Annotated in this window: 20 protein-coding genes and 1 pseudogene; 15 read left to right on the top strand and 6 right to left on the bottom strand. The window is 57.9% G+C overall.

What is annotated here, in order from left to right:
- Nucleotides 1–125: 125 nt before the first annotated feature.
- The 14 genes from rpsM (at nucleotide 126) to GV827_RS11000 (ending at nucleotide 12,950) form a co-directional block, all read left to right on the top strand.
- Nucleotides 126–494 (top strand): 30S ribosomal protein S13, encoded by a 369-nt coding sequence (gene rpsM, locus GV827_RS11065; protein ID WP_164353877.1) that lies wholly within the window; start codon nucleotides 126–128, stop codon nucleotides 492–494.
- Between the two features lie 15 nt (nucleotides 495–509).
- The gene (gene rpsK, locus GV827_RS11060) at nucleotides 510–899 is read left to right on the top strand and encodes a 30S ribosomal protein S11 (protein WP_164353876.1); all 390 of its coding nucleotides are present in this window, start codon (nucleotides 510–512) and stop codon (nucleotides 897–899) included.
- A 116-nt stretch (nucleotides 900–1,015) separates the two neighbouring features.
- Nucleotides 1,016–2,032 carry a DNA-directed RNA polymerase subunit alpha gene (locus tag GV827_RS11055; RefSeq protein WP_164353875.1) on the top strand — a complete coding sequence of 339 codons (1,017 nt, stop codon included), beginning with the start codon at nucleotides 1,016–1,018 and terminating at the stop codon, nucleotides 2,030–2,032.
- A 132-nt stretch (nucleotides 2,033–2,164) separates the two neighbouring features.
- A complete protein-coding gene (gene rplQ, locus GV827_RS11050) occupies nucleotides 2,165–2,581 on the top strand; it encodes a 50S ribosomal protein L17 (protein WP_164353874.1) in 417 nt (138 codons plus the stop codon).
- 135 nt (nucleotides 2,582–2,716) lie between these two features.
- Nucleotides 2,717–4,093, top strand: a complete 1,377-nt coding sequence (locus GV827_RS11045; protein WP_164353873.1) for a trypsin-like peptidase domain-containing protein — start codon at nucleotides 2,717–2,719, stop codon at nucleotides 4,091–4,093.
- Nucleotides 4,094–4,096: 3 nt separating this feature from the next.
- Nucleotides 4,097–5,413, top strand: a complete 1,317-nt coding sequence (locus tag GV827_RS11040; RefSeq protein ID WP_164353872.1) for a replication-associated recombination protein A — start codon at nucleotides 4,097–4,099, stop codon at nucleotides 5,411–5,413.
- 48 nt (nucleotides 5,414–5,461) lie between these two features.
- Nucleotides 5,462–5,842 (top strand): fluoride efflux transporter CrcB, encoded by a 381-nt coding sequence (gene crcB / locus GV827_RS11035; RefSeq protein WP_164353871.1) that lies wholly within the window; start codon nucleotides 5,462–5,464, stop codon nucleotides 5,840–5,842.
- Entirely contained in the window at nucleotides 5,839–6,885 is a 1,047-nt protein-coding gene (locus GV827_RS11030) for an RluA family pseudouridine synthase (protein ID WP_164353870.1), read from the top strand. Before crcB ends, GV827_RS11030 begins: the two co-directional genes overlap by 4 nt.
- Nucleotides 6,882–7,565, top strand: a complete 684-nt coding sequence (locus GV827_RS11025) for an HAD-IA family hydrolase (RefSeq protein WP_164353869.1) — start codon at nucleotides 6,882–6,884, stop codon at nucleotides 7,563–7,565. The genes GV827_RS11030 and GV827_RS11025 overlap by 4 nt, the downstream gene beginning before the upstream one ends.
- The gene (locus GV827_RS11020; RefSeq protein ID WP_164353868.1) at nucleotides 7,562–8,278 is read left to right on the top strand and encodes an ATP12 family chaperone protein; all 717 of its coding nucleotides are present in this window, start codon (nucleotides 7,562–7,564) and stop codon (nucleotides 8,276–8,278) included. Before GV827_RS11025 ends, GV827_RS11020 begins: the two co-directional genes overlap by 4 nt.
- 205 nt (nucleotides 8,279–8,483) lie before the next feature.
- The gene (locus tag GV827_RS11015; RefSeq protein ID WP_164353867.1) at nucleotides 8,484–9,500 is read left to right on the top strand and encodes an amino acid ABC transporter substrate-binding protein; all 1,017 of its coding nucleotides are present in this window, start codon (nucleotides 8,484–8,486) and stop codon (nucleotides 9,498–9,500) included.
- A gap of 128 nt (nucleotides 9,501–9,628) precedes the next feature.
- Nucleotides 9,629–10,867: an amino acid ABC transporter permease gene (locus GV827_RS11010; RefSeq protein ID WP_164353866.1), complete on the top strand. Its 1,239-nt coding sequence runs from the start codon at nucleotides 9,629–9,631 to the stop codon at nucleotides 10,865–10,867.
- A gap of 1 nt (nucleotide 10,868) precedes the next feature.
- Complete coding sequence (locus tag GV827_RS11005) at nucleotides 10,869–12,167, top strand: amino acid ABC transporter permease (RefSeq protein WP_164353865.1); 1,299 nt, start codon at nucleotides 10,869–10,871, stop codon at nucleotides 12,165–12,167.
- 15 nt (nucleotides 12,168–12,182) lie between these two features.
- On the top strand, nucleotides 12,183–12,950 hold the full coding sequence (locus GV827_RS11000; RefSeq protein WP_164353864.1) for an amino acid ABC transporter ATP-binding protein: 768 nt from the start codon (nucleotides 12,183–12,185) through the stop codon (nucleotides 12,948–12,950).
- 60 nt (nucleotides 12,951–13,010) lie between these two features.
- Here GV827_RS11000 and GV827_RS10995 read toward each other — a convergent pair whose 3' ends face one another.
- From GV827_RS10995 to yidC, 6 genes are read right to left on the bottom strand one after another with little or no spacing between them, the layout of a single operon-like run.
- The gene (locus GV827_RS10995; protein WP_164353863.1) at nucleotides 13,011–13,499 is read right to left on the bottom strand and encodes a SixA phosphatase family protein; all 489 of its coding nucleotides are present in this window, start codon (nucleotides 13,497–13,499) and stop codon (nucleotides 13,011–13,013) included.
- Between the two features lies 1 nt (nucleotide 13,500).
- The gene (locus GV827_RS10990) at nucleotides 13,501–14,154 is read right to left on the bottom strand and encodes a ferredoxin (RefSeq protein WP_164353862.1); all 654 of its coding nucleotides are present in this window, start codon (nucleotides 14,152–14,154) and stop codon (nucleotides 13,501–13,503) included.
- Entirely contained in the window at nucleotides 14,151–15,014 is an 864-nt protein-coding gene (gene argB, locus GV827_RS10985; RefSeq protein WP_204325843.1) for an acetylglutamate kinase, read from the bottom strand. The genes GV827_RS10990 and argB overlap by 4 nt, the downstream gene beginning before the upstream one ends.
- Nucleotides 15,015–15,026: 12 nt before the next feature.
- Complete coding sequence (yihA, locus tag GV827_RS10980) at nucleotides 15,027–15,680, bottom strand: ribosome biogenesis GTP-binding protein YihA/YsxC (RefSeq protein WP_164353860.1); 654 nt, start codon at nucleotides 15,678–15,680, stop codon at nucleotides 15,027–15,029.
- A complete protein-coding gene (locus GV827_RS10975; RefSeq protein ID WP_164353859.1) occupies nucleotides 15,677–16,429 on the bottom strand; it encodes an MOSC domain-containing protein in 753 nt (250 codons plus the stop codon). The genes yihA and GV827_RS10975 overlap by 4 nt, the downstream gene beginning before the upstream one ends.
- On the bottom strand, nucleotides 16,429–18,285 hold the full coding sequence (yidC, locus tag GV827_RS10970; RefSeq protein WP_164353858.1) for a membrane protein insertase YidC: 1,857 nt from the start codon (nucleotides 18,283–18,285) through the stop codon (nucleotides 16,429–16,431). The genes GV827_RS10975 and yidC overlap by 1 nt, the downstream gene beginning before the upstream one ends.
- A 308-nt stretch (nucleotides 18,286–18,593) precedes the next feature.
- Between yidC and GV827_RS10965 the strand changes: the two are divergent.
- Nucleotides 18,594–19,585 (top strand): annotated as a pseudogene (locus GV827_RS10965) (IS256 family transposase); the annotation flags it as partial.

Genomic DNA, 19,585 nt, shown 5'->3' with positions numbered 1-19,585 from the left:
GCGGGTCGCTCCTGCTGCGCGAGATCACCTGATCAGCCTTAGCCCGGTGGCCATCAACGCCTCGGGCTTGTGTTGTGAAAAAAGGGTCTGGCATCACGGACCCGCAACGAAAAGGAAATGCACACGTGGCACGTATTGCCGGCGTAAACATCCCGACTGCAAAGCGGGTTCCAATCGCCCTCACATATATCACCGGTATCGGCAACTCTTCCGCGCAGTCCATATGCGAGGCTGTTGGCATCGACGCATCCCGTCGTATCAACGAACTGTCCGACGCCGAAGTTCTGAAAATCCGCGAGCATATCGACGAAAACTATACCGTCGAAGGTGACCTGCGTCGTGATACGCAGATGAACATCAAGCGTCTGATGGACCTTGGTTGCTACCGTGGCCTGCGTCACCGCCGCAACCTGCCTGTTCGCGGGCAGCGCACACACACAAACGCACGCACCCGCAAAGGCCCCGCAAAGGCCATTGCCGGTAAGAAGAAATAAGGGAGGGCTGAACAAATGGCACGCGATGCACGCAAGACCAAGCGTAAGGTCTCCAAGAATATCGCCGCAGGTGTGGCGCACGTAAACTCAAGCTTTAACAACACCAAGATCCTGATCTCGGATGTGCAGGGCAACGCGATCGCATGGTCGTCTGCCGGCACCATGGGTTTCAAAGGCTCGCGGAAATCCACACCCTATGCGGCCCAGATGGCTGCAGAGGATGCGGGCCGCAAGGCGCAGGAACACGGTGTGAAGACGCTGGAAGTCGAAGTGCAGGGTCCCGGTTCCGGCCGTGAATCTGCGCTGCGCGCTCTGGCGGCTGCTGGCTTTAACATCACGTCCATCCGCGACGTGACGCCAATGGCTCACAACGGCTGCCGCCCCCCAAAGCGCCGCCGCGTTTAAGCGACATTATTAAGACCGGGGTCTGCGTGTTTTCATGCAGGCCCCATACCGCTTTTTTGAAACCTCGAGCGTAACCGCCGAACGGACATGCGGCTGTTACAAGGATGGAGGGACACATGATCCACAAGAATTGGGCTGAACTGATTAAACCTCAGCAGCTGGACGTAAAGCCGGGCAATGACCCTGCACGTCAGGCGACTGTGATAGCCGAACCGCTTGAGCGCGGTTTTGGTCTGACCATGGGCAACGCGCTGCGCCGTGTGCTGATGTCTTCGCTGCAAGGTGCCGCGATCACATCCGTGCAGATCGACAACGTGCTGCACGAGTTTTCTTCTGTTGCCGGTGTACGCGAAGATGTCACCGACATCATTCTGAACCTCAAGGGCGTGTCGATCCGCATGGAAGTCGAAGGGCCCAAGCGCCTGTCGATTTCCGCAAAAGGTCCGGGCGTTGTGACTGCTGGCGATATCTCCGAGAGCGCGGGCATCGAGATCCTGAACCGCGACCACGTGATCTGCCACCTCGACGATGGGGCGGACGTGTACATGGAACTGACGGTGAATACCGGCAAGGGCTATGTGTCTGCTGACAAGAACAAGCCAGAGGATGCGCCGATCGGCCTGATCCCGATCGACGCGATCTATTCTCCGGTCAAGAAAGTCAGCTATGACGTGCAGCCGACCCGCGAAGGTCAGGTGCTGGACTATGACAAGCTGACCATGAAGGTCGAGACAGACGGATCGATCACGCCGGATGACGCCGTGGCCTTCGCCGCACGTATCCTGCAGGACCAGCTGGGCATCTTCGTGAACTTCGATGAGCCTGAGTCCGCATCGCGCGCCGATGAGGATGACGGTCTGGAATTCAACCCGCTGCTGCTGAAGAAAGTGGACGAGCTGGAGCTTTCTGTGCGTTCGGCAAACTGCCTGAAGAACGACAACATCGTCTACATCGGCGATCTGATCCAGAAGACCGAAGCAGAGATGCTGCGCACGCCGAACTTTGGCCGCAAGTCCCTGAACGAGATCAAGGAAGTGCTGTCGGGTATGGGTCTGCACCTTGGCATGGACGTCGAGGACTGGCCACCGGACAACATCGAAGATCTTGCCAAAAAGTTCGAAGACAACTTTTAAGAACGCGTAAGGCGGGGGTCACCCCGCCCTACATCACGACCGGGCAATCCTGCCCCAAGGAGAGTTTGGTGACACGCATCGCCAGCCAGACAAAGCAAAACAGCCCGTAGAGGGCACATTAGGAGAAGAAATATGCGTCACGCACGTGGATACCGCCGCCTGAACCGCACACATGAGCACCGCAAGGCGCTCTGGGCCAACATGGCGGGCTCGCTCATTGAACATGAGCAGATTAAGACAACATTGCCCAAGGCAAAAGAACTGCGTCCGATCATCGAAAAGATGATCACACTTGCCAAACGCGGCGACCTGCACGCACGCCGTCAGGCGGCAGCAAAGCTGAAGCAGGACGCTTATGTGGCCAAGCTGTTTGACGTGCTGGGCCCACGCTACAAGGACCGCCAGGGCGGATATGTCCGCGTTCTGAAGGCGGGTTTCCGCTATGGCGACATGGCACCTATGGCGATCATCGAATTCGTGGACCGCGACCGCGACGCCAAAGGTGCGGCTGACAAGGCCCGTCTGGAAGCGGAAGAAGCCGCAGAATAAGATTTTTCGCATTTTGCGAGTTGAAAGCCCTGCCATTTGGCGGGGCTTTTTGTTGTGGCGTCTTGTTTGAATTATAATGGAAAGATGAAGCGGGGGAGTTGCGCATCAAAGGGTCGGGGCGCATATGATCGGGTGATGCGACGTCTTTTTTTCCTGCTATGTCTTCTTGCCCTGCCGCTTCATGCCCAGCAGGTACCGACTTCGGTTGCGCAGATGCAGCTCAGCTTTGCGCCGCTGGTGCGTGAGGCTGCGCCCGCGGTGGTGAACATATACGCCAAGATCATGTCAGAGCCGCGGCGCACGCCCCTGCAGCGCGATCCGTTTTTCGAGCGTTTCTTTCGCGATCCGTTCGCGGAGAGGCCCCGGGTTCAGAACTCGCTTGGCTCGGGTGTGATCCTGTCCGAGGATGGGATCGTGGTGTCGAATTACCATGTGGTCGGCATGGCCACGGAAATCCGCGTGGTCCTGAACGACCGGCGGGAGTTCAGCGCACGGGTGCTTCTGGGGGACGAGGAGGCTGATCTGGCGATTTTGAAGATCGAGGCGGATGAGGCGCTGCCGTTCTTGGAATTGCGCGAAAGCGAGACGGTCGAGGTGGGCGAGCTGGCGCTGGCTATCGGGAATCCCTTTGGCGTGGGTCAGACTGTCAGCAGCGGGATCGTTTCGGGGCTGGCGCGGTCCCGGACAGGGGGCAACCATTCCGGTCTCGGCTATTTCATCCAGACCGATGCACCGATCAATCCGGGCAATTCCGGGGGCGCGCTGATTGATATGGCGGGGCGGTTGATTGGCATTAATACGTCGATCCTGACCCGCTCTGGGGGGTCGAACGGGATCGGCTTTGCCATTCCTGCCGATCTTGTCCGTGCTTTCGTGGATCAGGCCCGTGCGGGGCTGACGGTGTTTGGCCGCCCATGGGCCGGGATCAGCGGGCAACCGGTTGATGCGGACATGGCGGGGCCGCTCGGGCTGGATCGACCCGGCGGGATCATCGTGTCGGGTCTGCACACAGCTAGTCCCTTTCGTACAGCGGGGCTGGAGGTGGGCGACGTGATCACGCAAGTGGATGGTCAGCCGGTGAACACCCCGGCCGAGATGGTTTACCGCATGTCGGTCGCGGGGCTCGGCAAGGCAGCGGTGGTCACGTATTTGCGCCGTGGGGAGGTTCGGCAAAATGATGTCGCCCTGATCGCGGCGCCGGATGAACCATCGCGCGATGAAACGGTGCTGGGGAATCGCAGCTTGTTGCCCGGTCTGACCCTTGTGCGCGTCAATCCGGCAGTGATTTCCGAACTGAACCTGCTGCTGGAAACAGAAGGCGTTGCTGTGATCGACACCGGCCGGTTTGCCGCAAGGGTCGGGTTGCGCAACGGCGATGTGATCGTCGCTGTCAACGGGATCGAGATTGCGCATCCCGACGAGGTCGCGACCATTTTGGACGGTCAACTGCGCACAATAGAGATGGTGGTGCAGCGCGGCAGTCAGCGCACCTTCGTGCGGTTCAGGGTTTGACCGGTGGCTGATCTTTTTGACAACGGTGCCGCGCGCGTGTCCGAAACCAGCCATCGCCCGCTCGCGGACCGCTTGCGGCCCAAGGCATTGGTTGACGTGATTGGGCAGCAAAAGGTGCTGGGCCCCGACGCCCCACTGACAACGATGCTTTCGTCTGGCACGCTGTCGTCGCTTATTCTCTGGGGGCCACCCGGGGTCGGCAAGACCACAATCGCGCGATTGCTGGCCGATGAAACGGACCTGCATTTCGTACAGATCAGCGCGATTTTCTCTGGCGTGCCGGAACTGCGCAAGGTGTTCGAGGCGGCCAGGATCAGGCGGCAAAACGGGCAGGGAACGTTGCTGTTCGTCGACGAAATTCATCGGTTCAACAAGGCGCAGCAGGACGGGTTCCTGCCGCACATGGAGGATGGGACCATTCTTCTTGTCGGGGCCACGACTGAAAACCCCAGTTTTGAATTGAATGCTGCGGTCATGAGCCGCGCGCAGGTCATGGTTCTGGAGCGTTTGTCGCTTGCCGAGCTGGAATTGCTGGCGCAACGCGCGGAAAAGGAACTGGGCAAAGCGCTGCCGTTGGATGGGCTGGCGCGCGAGGCACTGCTTGAGATGGCGGATGGCGATGGGCGGGCTCTTTTGAACCTGATCGAGCAGGTTTCAGCATGGAAGGTCGAAGGCAAGCTCGACACCGCCGCGCTTGGTTCGCGCCTGACGCGGCGCGCAGCCCAATACGACAAGAGTGGTGATGCGCATTACAACCTGATCTCGGCATTGCACAAATCGGTGCGTGGATCGGACCCGGATGCGGCACTCTACTGGTTTGCCCGGATGCTGGAGGGCGGGGAAGACCCGCGGTATCTGGCGCGGCGGATCACGCGGATGGCGGTCGAGGACATCGGTCTGGCCGATCCGCAGGCGCAGGCCGTCTGTCTGCAATCATGGGAAACCTACGAGAGGCTTGGATCGCCCGAGGGCGAACTGGCGCTGGCGCAGGCGGTGACCTATCTGGCCCTGGCGCCGAAATCGAATGCGGCCTACGTCGCGTACAAAGGGGCCCGGAAGGCGGCCAAGGAAACCGGATCAGAGCCACCACCCAAGCATATTCTGAACGCCCCAACAAAAATGATGAAAGAGCAAGGCTATGGCGAAGGCTACGCCTATGACCATGATGCCGAAGACGGGTTTTCGGGGCAGAACTACTTTCCTGAAACGATGAAGCGACCGGTGCTCTACGCACCGGTTGAGCGCGGCTTTGAACGTGAATTGAAGAAGCGTCTCGATTATTTCAGCAAACTCCGGACACGGCGCGATGATCAGGGCTGATCTGCTGGTCAACTTGACAATCCGGCTCCAAACCGTGACAGAACGGCAATGTTTTCAACCGTCCTTCTTGTTGCCTTAGGTGGTGCCATAGGTGCCGCGCTCCGCTTCCTTTCCGGGGTTGCGATGCTGCGTCTGACTGGTCCGCAGGACTTCCCATTGGCAATCATCACGGTCAACGTCTTGGGTTCGTTCCTGATGGGCGTGTTCGTTGTTGCTGCGGCGCATAAGGGGCTCACGCATCTCAGTCCCTTCGTGATGACGGGTATTCTTGGTGGGTTTACGACCTTTTCAGCCTTTTCTCTTGAGACCATCACGCTGATGGAGCGGGGCGATTACGGTGCCGCAGGGCTTTATGTGGCCGTGTCGGTTATTTTGTCGATTGGTGCGCTGATGCTGGGCCTGCTGATGGCACGGAGTGTGTTCGCATGAGTAAAGTACAGACGCTTACAGTAGCGGAAGGTGACGGGGATCAGCGGCTGGATCGCTGGTTCAAGCGCATGTTCCCCCAAATCCCGCAGGGGCGCATTGAGAAGATGTGTCGCAAGGGTGAAATCCGGGTGGATGGCGGACGGGTCAAAGGATCAACCCGGCTGGAAGTGGGGCAGCAGGTGCGCATTCCGCCGCTGCCGGATACCGCTCCACCGCCGCCGCCCAAGCGCACGCATATCTCTGATGCTGATGCCAAGATGATCCGTTCCTGTGTCATTTACAAAGATGATCACGTGATCGCACTGAACAAGCCGCCCGGTCTGGCCGTACAGGGTGGATCAGGGCAGTCGGACCGTCATGTGGACGCCTTGTCTGAGGCACTGATGTTCGACCTTGAGGAGAAGCCGCGCCTTGTGCATCGGTTGGACAAGGACACGTCAGGTGTTCTGTTGCTGGCGCGGACACGCGCGGCTGCCAAGGCGCTGACGGCGGCAATGCGGCACCGGGAAACGCGCAAAATTTACTGGGCACTCGTCGCAGGCGTGCCGACCCCGTATCTGGGAGAGATCAAATACGGTCTAGTCAAGGCTGGCGGTCACGGCAAAGGCGGCGAGGGCGAGAAGATGATCGCCGTCCATCCGCGCGATATTGATGACACGCCCGGAGCCAAGCGCGCGCATACGCTTTATGCGACGCTTTACCGTGTGGCATCACGCGCCGCATGGGTCGCGATGGAGCCTGTGACGGGCCGCACGCACCAGTTGCGCGCGCATATGGCCGAGATCGGGCATCCGATCATCGGGGACGGCAAATATGGTGGGTCCGGTCAAGAAAACCTTGGCGATGGATGGGGCGCGCAACTGGGTGGGATCATCTCTAAAAAACTCCACTTGCACGCACGTATGATGCGGTTTGAGCATCCTGAGACGCGCAAGATCATCACCGTGACTGCGGAACTGCCTGAGCATATGGCACTGAGCTGGGAAACCTTTGGCTGGACCGAAGATCTGGCGGAGGAAGACCCCTTCGAGGCGCTGCAATGAGCGCACCGCTGAAGTTGGTGATCTTCGACGTCGACGGCACCTTGGTGGACAGTCAGGGGGATATCGTGGCTGCTATGGCCGCCGCGTTTGCTTCAGTGGACAGGCCAATGCTTCCGCGCAAGGACGTGCTGAGCGTCGTCGGCCTGTCTTTGGACGTGATTTTCCCAATCCTTCAGCCCAACTTGCCTGCCTCAGCGCATCGTCAAATGGTTGAAGCTTACAAGAACGCGTACATGGAATTGCGGGCCAAAGCAGGTGTGGCGCAATCCTCGCCGTTATATCCCGGTGCCCTTGAGACATTGCAGGCGCTGCATGCCGTACCGGAGGTTTTGCTTGGTGTGGCGACTGGCAAGTCGCGCCGTGGCCTCGACAAATTGATTGAAGGACATGGATTGGAAGGCATGTTCCTGACCCAGCAGGTGGCTGACCATCACCCGTCCAAACCGCATCCTTCGATGATCCTGCAAGCGATGGCGGACGTTGGGGTCGCGGCGCAGGACACGGTGATGATCGGTGATACCAGCTTTGACATGGAGATGGCTGCAGCCGCGGGTGTGCACGGCATCGGGGTCAGCTGGGGCTATCACGATCGGGACAGACTACATCAAGCCAAGCAGATTGTTGACGATTACAGCGGTTTGCAAAGCACTTTGGATAAGAATTGGAGCGTATCCGCATGAGCGAGTGGAAGGCCAAACGGTTCTGGAAAGAAGCGGCCGTGGAAGATGCCGACGGCGGCTTCACGGTCAAACTTGATGGCCGCCCGGTCAAAACGCCGGCCAAGCGGGCGCTGATCCTGCCAACGCGTCCGATGGCCGAGGTTGTTGCAGCCGAATGGGACGCGCAGGAAGACGAAATCAAACCGCACCTGATGCCCGCGACAAGGACCGCGAATGCAGCCATCGACAAGGTTGCAACCCAGCACGCGGAAGTCGCCGACATGCTCGCGGCATACGGAGATAGCGATCTGTTGTGTTACCGTGCGGACAGGCCCGAAGGATTGGTTGCGCGGCAGGCTGAACAATGGGATCCGATGCTTGAATGGGGTGCTGAAGAATTTGGCGTTCGGTTGGAGCCACGGACCGGCGTGATACATGCCCCACAACATCCGGATGCGTTGAAGAAACTGAGCGCGCAGACACACGCATTGTCAGCCTTTGAACTAGCGGCTTTTCACGACCTTGTGAGCCTTTCCGGATCACTGATCCTCGGCTTTGCTGCAGCCGCAAAGGCACGGCCACTGGACGAGCTCTGGGACATTTCCCGGCTGGATGAAATCTGGCAGGCCGAGCAGTGGGGCAGGGACGAAGAGGCAGAGGCTATGGTCGCAATCAAAAAGACCAGCTTTCTGCATGCAGGACATATGTTCACCCTTTGTTGCGCTGACCACTAGGCCGGATGCTCAACGGGCAGGCTTTCGTGAGGAACTGACCCTGTTAATGCGGGTTTTTTGAGCAAGCTACCCTTGACCTTCAAACAGGAATCCGCCCAAACTATCGGCCACTGACCGAGGACACTCGGAAGGTATCGCCTCCGGTGCTAATTGGTGCCGGTTCAACCGCCCAAAAAATGTGGCGGATTATCAGGAAGAGGTAACAATGAAAAAATCTGTACTTTTCGGCGCACTGACAGTCGCCGGTCTGGCTGCAGGCGCTGCGGCGGCTGGCACGCTGGACGACGTAAAGGCACGTGGCAAGCTGAACTGCGGTGTGACAACCGGTCTGGTTGGCTTTGCTGCACCCGACGCAAATGGTGAGTGGAAAGGCTTTGACGTTTCAGTATGCCGTGCGGTTGCCGCAGCGGTGCTGGGCGACGCAACAGCCGTCGAGTTTGTTCCAACGACCGGTAAGACACGCTTCACAGCGCTCGCTTCCGGCGAGATCGACATGCTGGCGCGTAACACCACATGGACATTCTCCCGCGATGTCGACCTTAAGTTCGACTTTGTTGGCGTGAACTACTACGACGGTCAGGGCTTCATGGTTCCAAAGAACCTTGGCGTCTCCTCCGCGAAAGATCTTGATGGCGCGACCGTCTGCATTCAGACCGGTACAACAACCGAGCTGAACCTTGCGGACTTCTTCCGTTCCAACAACATCAACTACGAGCCTGTGCCAATCGAAACAAACGCCGAAGCGCAGCAGCAGTATCTTGCTGGCGCATGTGACGTTTACACCACGGACGCTTCCGGTCTGGCGGCGACACGTGCAACTTTCGAGAACCCAGGCGACCACGTACTGCTGCCCGAGATCGTGTCCAAAGAGCCTCTGGGCCCGCTGGTCCGTCACGGCGATAACGAGTGGGGCGATGTCGTTCGCTGGACTCTGAACGCGCTGATCACAGCCGAAGAGCTGGGCGTGTCCTCTGCCAACGTGGCCGAGATGGCGTCTTCCACGAATAACCCCGAAGTTGCGCGTTTGCTCGGTACCGAAGGTACCCTTGGTGAGATGCTGGGCCTGGACGCTGATTGGGCCAAGCGCGCAATCGAAACACAGGGCAACTACGGTGAAATCTTTGCCACTAACATCGGCGAAGAGACACCCATCGGTCTGGCCCGCGGCCTGAACGCACAGTGGACAGACGGCGGCCTGCTTTACAGCCCACCGTTCCGCTAAGAACCAAAAGGCCAGGGGGCGCGGATCACTCCGCGCCCCCTGCGCATAAGACGACCAACGAATTCACCTGGCACGGGCGTCACAAGGCGCTGATAAAAATCAACGGCTGGGCAACGGGGAACAATTTGATGTCAACAACCACCGACCCTCAAGGGGGCTCGTTCCGGCTATCCATGCTGTTGAACGATACGCGCTATCGGTCACTGACCTTACAAGCCATCGCTGCAATTCTACTGGCCGTCTCAATCGGATACATCATCTCCAATCTGCTGGCCAACCTGAGGGCGCAAGACCTGAACATTTCGTTCGAGTTTCTGACCTCTCCGGCGGGGTATGATATCAACCAGACATTGATCGACTACAACAGTCAGTCCTCAAATATCAGGGCGGCGGTTGTCGGTATCCTCAACACATTGCTGGTGGCCTTTTTGGCCTGCATCACGGCGACTGTCTTCGGTGTTCTTGCTGGCGTATTACGGCTGTCAAACAACTGGCTTGTGCGCAAGCTGATGGCCTTTTACGTCGAGATCTTCCGTAACATCCCGGTGCTGATCTGGATCATCATTATCTTTACCATCATGACAGCGGTGATGCCCAGCCCGCGCGCATTCAGGGGCGACGATCCAGCCTCGACGATGCTGCTTGATCTGTTCGCCTTCACCAATCGTGGTGTTTATATTCCGGGGCCGTACTTTGCCCGCGGGATCGGTGGCGCAGATGGCAGCGTGATCAATTGGTTGCTGGTGATCGCAACTTTGTTGGGATCGCTGTTCGCCACGCGAATGGTCACCGCACGGGCCAACGCCACGCAGGCTGCTACGGGTGTCCGTCCAAAGACGCTTTGGACAAACCTTGCAATTTGGTTTGTACCGATCTTAGCACTTTTGTTCATTTTGGGCCTTAAGTGGGAGATCCCAGAACTCAAGGGGTTCAACTTTGGCGGTGGTATCAAGGTCGGTGGTCCGCTAATTGCGCTGTGGTTCGCGCTGTCGATTTACACGGGTGCTTTCATTGCCGAGAACGTACGTGCGGGTATTCAGGCGGTGTCCAAGGGACAGACCGAAGCGGCATCCGCCCTTGGCCTGCGTCCCAACCGCGTGATGAGCCTGGTGGTTCTGCCGCAGGCGCTGCGCGTGATCATCCCACCGCTGATTTCGCAGTATCTCAACATCACCAAGAACTCGTCCCTTGCGATTGCAGTCGGCTATGCGGACATCACGGCGACGCTGGGCGGCATCACGTTGAACCAGACAGGTCGCGCGATTGAATGCGTCCTTTTGCTGATGTTGTTCTACCTCGTGATCAGCTTGCTGATCTCTGCGTTCATGAACGTCTACAACAACGCCATGAAGCTGAAGGAGCGCTGATATGTCCGATACACACGCACAAACCGTCTCCTTTGTTCGCGAAACAGCGATCCCGCCATCACCGGCACCGTCTAATGCGGCGGGCCCGGTCAAGTGGATGCGCGACAACCTGTTCGCGACGATCCCCAACGGGATCCTGACACTGGCGGCGATCTTTTTTATCTACCTGATACTGTCCGCAACCGTCCCCTGGATTCTAAATGGCGTCTGGAATGCCAGCAGTCTGTCTGAGTGTCGGGAGATTTTGGATGGAACGAAGGGCGCTTGCTTTGCTGTTCTGACGGAACGCTGGCCCCAGTTGATCTTTGGCTTCAAGTATCCTTCCGAGGAATACTGGCGCCCCACTCTGGCGTTTCTGCTGATGTTCGCGGCACTTGCGCCGGTGCTGTTCTTTGACTTGCCGCGCAAGATGTTGGTGATCACCGGGCTGTTCCCTTTTGTCGCCTACTGGCTGATCTGGGGCGGGACCATCTGGACACCGATCTTTGCGCTTTTGGGGTTTGTTGTTGGTTATCTTGTTTACTCGCGCTTCGTGACCCGCAGCTTTGCCTTCGGTTTCTTTGGCGGCGTGGCGGCAGCGATTGTTGTTTGGGCCATCTCCAGCTCCATCTTGCCTTCGCTTGCACCAGAGGAAACGTTTTTGCCTGCTGTCCCGTCCCGTGATCTGGGCGGGTACATGCTGAACATGATGCTGGGTGTGACCTGTGTGTCGCTCTCTGTACCTTTGGGCATCGCACTGGCGTTGGGGCGGCAGTCTTCGATGCCGCTGATCAAATGGATTTGCGTGATCTTCATCGAATTCATTCGCGGCGTGCCGCTGATCACACTGCTGTTCGTGGCAAGCGTGATGCTGGCGTATTTCTTCCCGCCTGAGGCAACTGTGGACCTGTTCCTGCGCGTGGTTATCATGATCACCATGTTCTCGGCGGCCTATATCGCCGAGGTGATCCGCGGTGGCCTGGCTGCCTTGCCAAAGGGTCAGTACGAGGCGGCGGATTCATTGGGCCTTGATTACGCTCAGGCGATGCGCCTGATCATCCTGCCGCAGGCGCTCAAGATTTCCATTCCGGGGATCGTGAACGTGGCGGTGGGTCTGTTCAAGGATACTACGCTGGTTTCGGTCATCTCGATGTTCGATATCATCGGCATGATCCGCGGGCCGATCCTCGCCTCTACCGAATGGAACGGTCTCTATTGGGAACTCTTCCTCTTTGCTTGCGTCGTGTTCTTCGTCGTTTGCTACAGCATCTCACAATACTCGCAGTGGCTGGAACGCCGCCTTGCGACAGATCATCGTTAAGAAAGGGCTAGAAACATGGCCGATACTGCACAGATGAAAGTATCCGACGAAGTCGCGATCTCTATTCAGAGCATGAACAAGTGGTACGGGTCTTTCCACGTGCTGCGCGACATTGACCTGACGGTCTATCGCGGTGAGCGGATCGTGATCTGCGGGCCTTCGGGGTCCGGTAAATCAACGCTCATTCGCTGCATCAACGCTCTGGAAGAGCATCAGAAAGGCTCAATCGAAGTGGATGGCACGCTGCTGTCCTCGGATCTCAAGAACATCGACAGGATCCGGTCCGAGGTAGGCATGTGCTTTCAGCACTTCAACCTGTTCCCGCATCTGAGCATTCTTGAGAATCTGACGTTGGCTCCGATCTGGGTGCGCAAAACGCCCAAGAAAGAAGCCGAAGAAGTAGCGATGCACTACCTTGAAAAGGTGAAGATTCCGGATCAGGCGCACAAGTATCCTGGTCAGCTGTCCGGTGGCCAGCAACAGCGTGTGGCGATTGCTCGGTCGCTGTGCATGAAGCCGCGCATCATGTTGTTCGACGAGCCGACATCGGCGCTGGACCCCGAGATGATCAAAGAGGTTCTGGATACGATGATCGAGCTCGCCGAAGAAGGCATGACCATGCTTTGTGTGACCCACGAGATGGGCTTTGCCCGGCAGGTGGCAAACCGGGTCATCTTTATGGATGAAGGTCAGATCGTTGAGCAGAACGAGCCTGAAGAGTTCTTTAATAACCCACAGTCGCCTCGGACGCAGTTGTTCCTCAGCCAGATTTTGGGCCACTGAGAATTCGGGTGATCAAGACATTCACCTGACAAAAGGTGCTGACTTACAGCACCTTTCACATCACAAGTCGCGCGGCACTACAAAGTGTCGCGCGATTGCTTTTCCCCAGTCCGCATCTTTCCAGTCGTCGATGTCGAAATCGGCCACCAGCGTCGCACCGGTTGGATACTGTTGGAACTGAGGGTGATCTGGGGGGGACGCCAAGATCTGAGATGCCGCAATACCTGATCCGGGATTGTGCCCAAGCGTCAGGATCGTGTCCCCTGATGCATTGCGCATCGCCTTCAGGATTTCGTCGTGCGTTGCCAAGTACAGGGCGCGAGTGAAGATCACATCGATGTCTTGTGGCAAATCCAGACGCACGAAAGTCTCATGTGTACGCATGGACGATGAACTGAGCACCTGATCCGGCAGCAGGTCGTGAGCCCGCAGCCAGTCACCAAGCGCCGCCGCCGCTTTGCGGCCTCGCGGATTGAGGGGCCGGTTATGGTCATTGCCGCCCCCGGACCAGTCGGATTTCGCATGACGCATAAGGATCAGACGTTTCATATCAGGCTCCTTTGAACTGGCGCATGTGATAGGCGGATTGCGCGGGCATGCGGCCAAAGCACTGTGAAACCGGGCATACGCGGCGCACGTTGCAGCCTAGTGTCATGTTTTCGGTCCCTGCTGGCGTGCCAAGGAAATCCTTGCACATCGGCACGTCATAGCCTTCGACGGTCAAAGCTGATGATAAACACCCGGTGGTGCAAGGTTTGCTGGTGCAGTGGATGCAGGGACTGGATGGTGCATGGGGCAGCACGATCTCTTCCCGGACGGCCAGTGCGCCTCGAAAAGATACGAACAGGCCGGCGGTGTCATGGACCAGCAACTGCACGGGAGAGCTGTGAATGCGCCCGGTGCGCAGTGCCCAGCTGTAGCAGGGTTTGAACGGCGGACCACCGAAGGGATAAAGTGCCTCTGCGCCCAGTTCTCCCGCCCATTCACCGATCACACGGGTCGAGCATCGGTCCATCGGGTCATCATCGCCGTCCAGCCATTCGGGGCTTTGCATGAAGGCAGGCCAAAAATGCGGTTCATCCGGGCCAAGCATCAGCAGGGTGCGGCAGCCTTGCGGCACATCATCCTGTTGAGTCGGGTGAAATCCACCGAGCAGGGTCAGATGGCGTGCCTTCACGGCCATCTCTAACCCTTCGTAGGTCATCCGCGCCGGATGATGCTGCCTGCACCATGTTCGGTGAAAAGCTCAAGCAGACATGCGTTGGGTGCGCGGCCGTCAAGGATGACAGCAGCGCGCACGCCGCCGGATAGCGCATCCAGCGCCGTCTGTACCTTGGGGATCATGCCCCCTGCGATGGTACCATCGGAAATCATGTCATTGATCTGGGTGGCCGTCAGTTCGGTGAGTACGTCACCATCGGCATTCTTGACGCCTGCCACATCGGTCAAAAGCAAAAGACGGTCCGCCTGCAAAGCCGCCGCGATGGCGCCAGCGGCGGTGTCCCCGTTGATATTGAACGTCTCTCCCTGGGTTCCCATGCCAAGCGGTGCGATCACCGGGATGATACCCTTTTCAGCAAAATCGCGCAGCACACGTGGATCGACTTTGACGGGCTTGCCCACCAGACCCAAAGCCGGGTCTTCGGTCTCGCACATGATCAGCTTGCTGTCCTTGCCCGACAGGCCCACGGCGCGTCCGCCCTGTTCGCTGATTGCCTGAACGATGCGTGCGTTGACCAAGCCGCTTAACACCATTTCGACCACTTCCATGGTCGCCGCATCAGTCACTCGCTTGCCGTTCACAAACTCGGATTTGATATCGAGCCGTTTCAACATGTCGTTGATCATCGGTCCGCCGCCATGGACGACCACAGGGTTCACCCCGACCTGCCGCATCAGTGCGACGTCACGGGCGAATTCCTCCATCGCCTCGTCACTGCCCATGGCGTGCCCGCCCAACTTGATAACGACAGTAGCGTCTGCATAGCGTTGCAGGTACGGCAGCGCCTGTGACAGGGTCTGCGCGGTGGCGATCCAATCGCGGTTCATGTCTTGTTTTCTCATGGCTTCGGTTTGTTATTCGAGCGTCGCGATGATGGCACGAAGTGTGGGGATGCCCCAGCCCTTTTCTGAAGAGGTCACGACAATCTCCGGGTAGGCGGCCGGATGTTTGGAAAGGGCGGCACGCACTTGATCCAGGATTCTGGCGCGTTCCTTTTCCTTGACCTTATCGGCCTTGGTCAGGACCACCTGAAAGGTAACCGCTGCGCTGTCGAGCAGACTCAGAATTTCATCGTCCACCTTTTTGACGCCGTGTCGCGCGTCAATCAAAACAAAGGCGCGGCGCAGAGTCTGACGACCACTGAGGTATTTTTTCAGAAGGCGCTGCCACTTTTCAACAACAGCCACGGGCGCATTGGCATAGCCATAGCCGGGGAGGTCCACGAGGTAGTGGCTTTCACCTGCGGTGAAAAAGTTGATCTCTTGTGTCCGGCCGGGTGTGTTTGACGCGCGCGCCAAAGCCTTCATTCCGGTCAGTGCATTGATCAGACTGGATTTGCCAACGTTCGAGCGTCCGGCAAAGCAGACTTCCATACGGTCAGGGTCGGGCAGACCTGACATGGCAACGACGCCTTTTACAAATTCAGTCTCGCCCGCAAAAAGAAGACGTCCCTGTTCGAGGGCTTGCGGATCAGGCTCTTCGGCGATGGGAAATGGAAGGGTCGTCATTGCAGCACTGCCTTGTCGCCTATACGGATTTCCCCACCGTTGACGACTTCGGCATAGATGCCAAAGTCCTGATGGCCAAAGTCGCTTTCAAGCGTACCCAGCGTGTCCGCGTCACGCTGTCCCGTGCGCGGGTTCGCGGATGTATGCGCGCAGCGCTCAATCGGTTCGCGAAGGCGCAGGGTCGCCTCTCCGATCTGGATATCGCGTCCCAGCCAGCCGAATTCTTCCCACTCGGCGGCGCCATCAATCCAGATATTGCCGCGCCAGCGCTCCAGCTCCAATGGGCCTGAAATTGCCTGCTCGATCGCGCGATGCGAAGCGACGTTCATAAGTGACACCGACGGATAGTCCGAGTCAGTCATGCCGCGCGTACCTGCCGTTACGATGCCAGTCGGGCACGCGCGATTTTCCGGACACAGTGGTGCGACCCAGTTGAGGAATTCTGCCACGTCTTCTGGATCATCGGGGCAGAAAGTCAGCTCTTCCAGGTCCTGATGGGTCAATGTCACGCGACGCTCAACCTCATCCAACTTGGCCCAAATACCGGCCAATGCAGGGGTCCGTGTCCCGATCATGAAATTGTGGCATGCGACCCACGCGGTCTCTGCCGCATCTGCTTTGCTGGCCTCATGCGTCACGGCCCACGTTCGGTCCCAGGGAATGGTCTGCCCTGTCACCAGCGTGACAGCGTCAAGACATTCGCGCCCGTGGCTCTTGATCGGATGCCGATAGAGCGCGGTGACCTGCATTACTTCCCGCCCTTTTTCGCAGGTGCTTTGCTGTCTGTCGCGGTCTCTTTCGATTTCCGTTTGAAGCTCGATTTGATGTTGCCCAACAGGTCAGGTTTGTAGCCTTGGCTGCGCATGATCAGATACTGTTGGGTGAAGGTGATTGTGTTGTTTGCAATCCAGTATACCACGAGCCCGGAGGCAAAACCGCCAAGCATGAACATAAACACCCATGGCATCCACGCAAAGATCATCTGCTGCGTGGGGTCGGTGGGTGCCGGGTTCAGCTTTTGCTGCAGCCACATGGAGATACCCAGCAGAAGGGGAAGAATACCGATAAAGATCAGCGCCATGAAGCTGGCGGGCTCCGGTGCGTCCCAGGGCAGGAGACCGTAGAAGTTGAAGATCGAGGTGGGGTCAGGGGCCGAAAGATCCTGAAACACGCCGAACCACGGTGCATGGCGCAGTTCGATGGTGACAAAGATCACCTTGTAGAGCGAGAAGAATATCGGGATCTGCAGAAGGATCGGCAAACAACCTGCGGCGGGGTTCACCTTTTCCTTCTTGTAAAGTTCCATCATGCCCTGCTGCATCTTCTGGCGGTCATCGCCAGCCGCCTCTTTCAGCTTTTCCATCTGCGGCTGAAGCTCTTTCATCTTGGCCATAGAGACGTAGGACTTGTACGCGAGCGGGAAAAGTACGGCCTTGATGATCAGGGTCAGGCCGATGATCGCCCAGCCCATGTTGCCGATCAGCTTGTTCAGTTCGTGCAGCAGCCAGAAAATTGGCTTGGTCAGGAAAAAGAACCAGCCCCAGTCAATGCTGTCGATGAATTTCGCGACACCGGCGGATTCGTACTCGCGCAGGATGGCCCACTCTTTCGCCCCTGCGAAAAGTTGCGTTGTCACCTCCGTTGATGCGCCGGCGGCAACGGTCTGCGTGGGCAGGCGCGTGACGGCGCGGTAGATGTCGGTGCGCGCATCATAAGTCAGGGCTTGATCGAAGGTTTGCCCGGCACTCGGGATCAGGATGGCCTGCCAGAAATGGTCGGTGAAGCCGATCCAGCCTTCGGTTACACCTGTCTGAACAATCGCCTGACGCCCCCAGGCTGCATTCACTTCAGCCTCTGCGATATCGTCCCAATCGGTTTCGGCCAGTTCGCCATCTGCGATGGCAACCGCGCCTTCGTGAAGGATGAAGAAATTTTCAAGATCATCGGGCTGCGTGTGCTGGACGATCATACCGTAAGGCGCAAGCGTCACAGGGGCTTCGCCCTCGTTCGTGACCGTTTGCGTGAGCGAGAACATATAGTCCTTGTCGACCGAGATTGTGCGGCCAAAGACTTGGCCTGTACCATTGTCCCAAGTCAGGGTGATGGGACTGTCCACGCCAAGCGTTTCGCCCGAGGCAAGCGTCCAATTCGTGTCGGGACCGGGTACGGCATCTGCGTCAATGCCGCTGCCTGCTGCCCAGCCTTGCAAAGCGTAGTATGCGTCAACCGTGTCTTGGGGCGACAACATGGTTACGATGGGCGCGCCATCATCCACCGTGGTGCGGTAATCCTTGAGTTTCAGATCATCGATGCGGCCACCAACAAGAGAGATGGACCCGGTAAGGCGAGGTGTTTCAATCTGCACACGAGGGGCATTTTCAAGGCTTGCGGCAGCAGTCTGTGTTTCGGTGCCAATTGCAGCCGGTGCGGCGCCCGTTGCTGGCGCGGCTGGCACTGTTGCATCAGCGGGATCACCGGTACTGGTCTGGAGCGTTCCATCCAATGGGGCTTCTGTTTCTGGAGGGGGAAACAGGACAAACCAAACCAGGATCACAACAAAGCTGAGTGCTGTCGCAAGTATTAGATTTTTGTTCTGTTCGTCCATAGGGACCGCCACCTGAATGTCTGTAGAAAACTAGGGTGGTTCAACAGAGTGCAGCCCTAAAGGTCAAGCGGATTCGGGTGTTTTGCGACGCTTGGCGCAGGTGAAGCCCAGTTTGCGTTTGATTTGTATTGCGGAACGCCGACCGTGCAAGCGTTTGAAGTAAGAACAGGTGGGGTGAGCCTGTGGACGTGCTTTGGGTGAGATCTTGCAGGAGAGACTTTGTTTTGTAGGGGGGTGAGCGAGAGTGTCCGATCTTCTGTGTATGAGTAATTTGGCCGATGCTTCACCAACGAAGGAGCATGACGACAATGACGATTTCCAAGGAACTTTTAGACGAGCTGCTTAACGGCGTTAAGAACGCGGATGATTTGCTGGGCGATCAGGGCTTGATGAAGGAGCTCAAGGTTCGCCTGATGGAGCGGATGTTGGGCGCGGAACTGACCGAACATCTCGGCTATGAGTCGGACACCCAACCCGCGAGCCAGCAGAGTAACCGTCGCAATGGCACGTCGCGCAAGACGCTGAAGGGCAATGATGGGGCGCTGCCGATTGATGTCCCCCGCGACCGTGAGGGCAGTTTTGAGCCTGAGCTGATCAAGAAGGGACAGACCCGCATTGACGGCATGGATGACAAGATCATTGGCCTCTATGCAGCCGGATTATCGACCCGCGACATCCGGGCCCACCTTGAGGAGGTCTACGGCCTGAAGGTGTCAGCCGATCTTATCAGCCGTGTCACGGATGCCGTTCTGGAGGAGGTGTCGGACTGGCAAAACCGCGCCTTGGAACCGATGTATCCGATCGTTTTTCTTGATGCGCTTCGGGTCAAAATCCGCGACGCGAAAGCCGTCAGGTCAAAAACAAGGCCGTTTATGTGGCCCTGGGGGTCACTCCTGAGGGCGAACGTGAGGTTCTGGGGCTATGGGTTGCCAACAACGAAGGGGCCAAATTCTGGCTCTCTGTGATGAACAACCTGCGCAATCGCGGAGTTGAGGACATCCTCATCGCTGTGGTTGACGGCCTCAAGGGCTTGCCTGATGCCATCAATGCAGCCTTCCCTGATACGACCGTCCAGACCTGCATGGTGCACCTTGTGCGCCATTCCCTGAACTTCTGTGGTTGGAAAGACCGCAAGAATGTCGCCAAAGATCTGAAGCGGGTTTATCAGGCCATGGATGATGTCGAGGCCGAGAAGGCACTGGCTGATTTCGAGGCGGAATGGGGCCAGAAATACCCCTCAATCGCCCCAAGCTGGCGGCGCGCATGGCAGGAGGTCATACCGTTCTTCGCCTTCCCGCCA

The organism is Sulfitobacter sediminilitoris (genome assembly GCF_010667575.1).
Lineage (GTDB): Bacteria > Pseudomonadota > Alphaproteobacteria > Rhodobacterales > Rhodobacteraceae > Sulfitobacter > Sulfitobacter sediminilitoris.
The sequence above is the reverse complement of the archived record's forward strand: the minus strand, read 5'-3'. Positions and strand labels throughout refer to the sequence as shown.

What these genes read in the sequence shown, in the direction of transcription:
- rpsK (WP_164353876.1), top strand. Translation starts at nt 510, where the DNA reads ATGGCACGCGATGCACGCAAGACCAAGCGTAAGGTCTCCAAGAATATC.
- GV827_RS11055 (WP_164353875.1), top strand. Translation starts at nt 1,016, where the DNA reads ATGATCCACAAGAATTGGGCTGAACTGATTAAACCTCAGCAGCTGGAC.
- rplQ (WP_164353874.1), top strand. Translation starts at nt 2,165, where the DNA reads ATGCGTCACGCACGTGGATACCGCCGCCTGAACCGCACACATGAGCAC.
- GV827_RS11045 (WP_164353873.1), top strand. Translation starts at nt 2,717, where the DNA reads ATGCGACGTCTTTTTTTCCTGCTATGTCTTCTTGCCCTGCCGCTTCAT.
- crcB (WP_164353871.1), top strand. Translation starts at nt 5,462, where the DNA reads ATGTTTTCAACCGTCCTTCTTGTTGCCTTAGGTGGTGCCATAGGTGCC.
- GV827_RS11030 (WP_164353870.1), top strand. Translation starts at nt 5,839, where the DNA reads ATGAGTAAAGTACAGACGCTTACAGTAGCGGAAGGTGACGGGGATCAG.
- GV827_RS11025 (WP_164353869.1), top strand. Translation starts at nt 6,882, where the DNA reads ATGAGCGCACCGCTGAAGTTGGTGATCTTCGACGTCGACGGCACCTTG.
- GV827_RS11020 (WP_164353868.1), top strand. Translation starts at nt 7,562, where the DNA reads ATGAGCGAGTGGAAGGCCAAACGGTTCTGGAAAGAAGCGGCCGTGGAA.
- GV827_RS11015 (WP_164353867.1), top strand. Translation starts at nt 8,484, where the DNA reads ATGAAAAAATCTGTACTTTTCGGCGCACTGACAGTCGCCGGTCTGGCT.
- GV827_RS11010 (WP_164353866.1), top strand. Translation starts at nt 9,629, where the DNA reads ATGTCAACAACCACCGACCCTCAAGGGGGCTCGTTCCGGCTATCCATG.
- GV827_RS11005 (WP_164353865.1), top strand. Translation starts at nt 10,869, where the DNA reads ATGTCCGATACACACGCACAAACCGTCTCCTTTGTTCGCGAAACAGCG.
- GV827_RS11000 (WP_164353864.1), top strand. Translation starts at nt 12,183, where the DNA reads ATGGCCGATACTGCACAGATGAAAGTATCCGACGAAGTCGCGATCTCT.
- GV827_RS10995 (WP_164353863.1), bottom strand. Translation starts at nt 13,499, where the DNA reads ATGAAACGTCTGATCCTTATGCGTCATGCGAAATCCGACTGGTCCGGG.
- GV827_RS10990 (WP_164353862.1), bottom strand. Translation starts at nt 14,154, where the DNA reads ATGACCTACGAAGGGTTAGAGATGGCCGTGAAGGCACGCCATCTGACC.
- argB (WP_204325843.1), bottom strand. Translation starts at nt 15,014, where the DNA reads ATGAGAAAACAAGACATGAACCGCGATTGGATCGCCACCGCGCAGACC.
- yihA (WP_164353860.1), bottom strand. Translation starts at nt 15,680, where the DNA reads ATGACGACCCTTCCATTTCCCATCGCCGAAGAGCCTGATCCGCAAGCC.
- GV827_RS10975 (WP_164353859.1), bottom strand. Translation starts at nt 16,429, where the DNA reads ATGCAGGTCACCGCGCTCTATCGGCATCCGATCAAGAGCCACGGGCGC.
- yidC (WP_164353858.1), bottom strand. Translation starts at nt 18,285, where the DNA reads ATGGACGAACAGAACAAAAATCTAATACTTGCGACAGCACTCAGCTTT.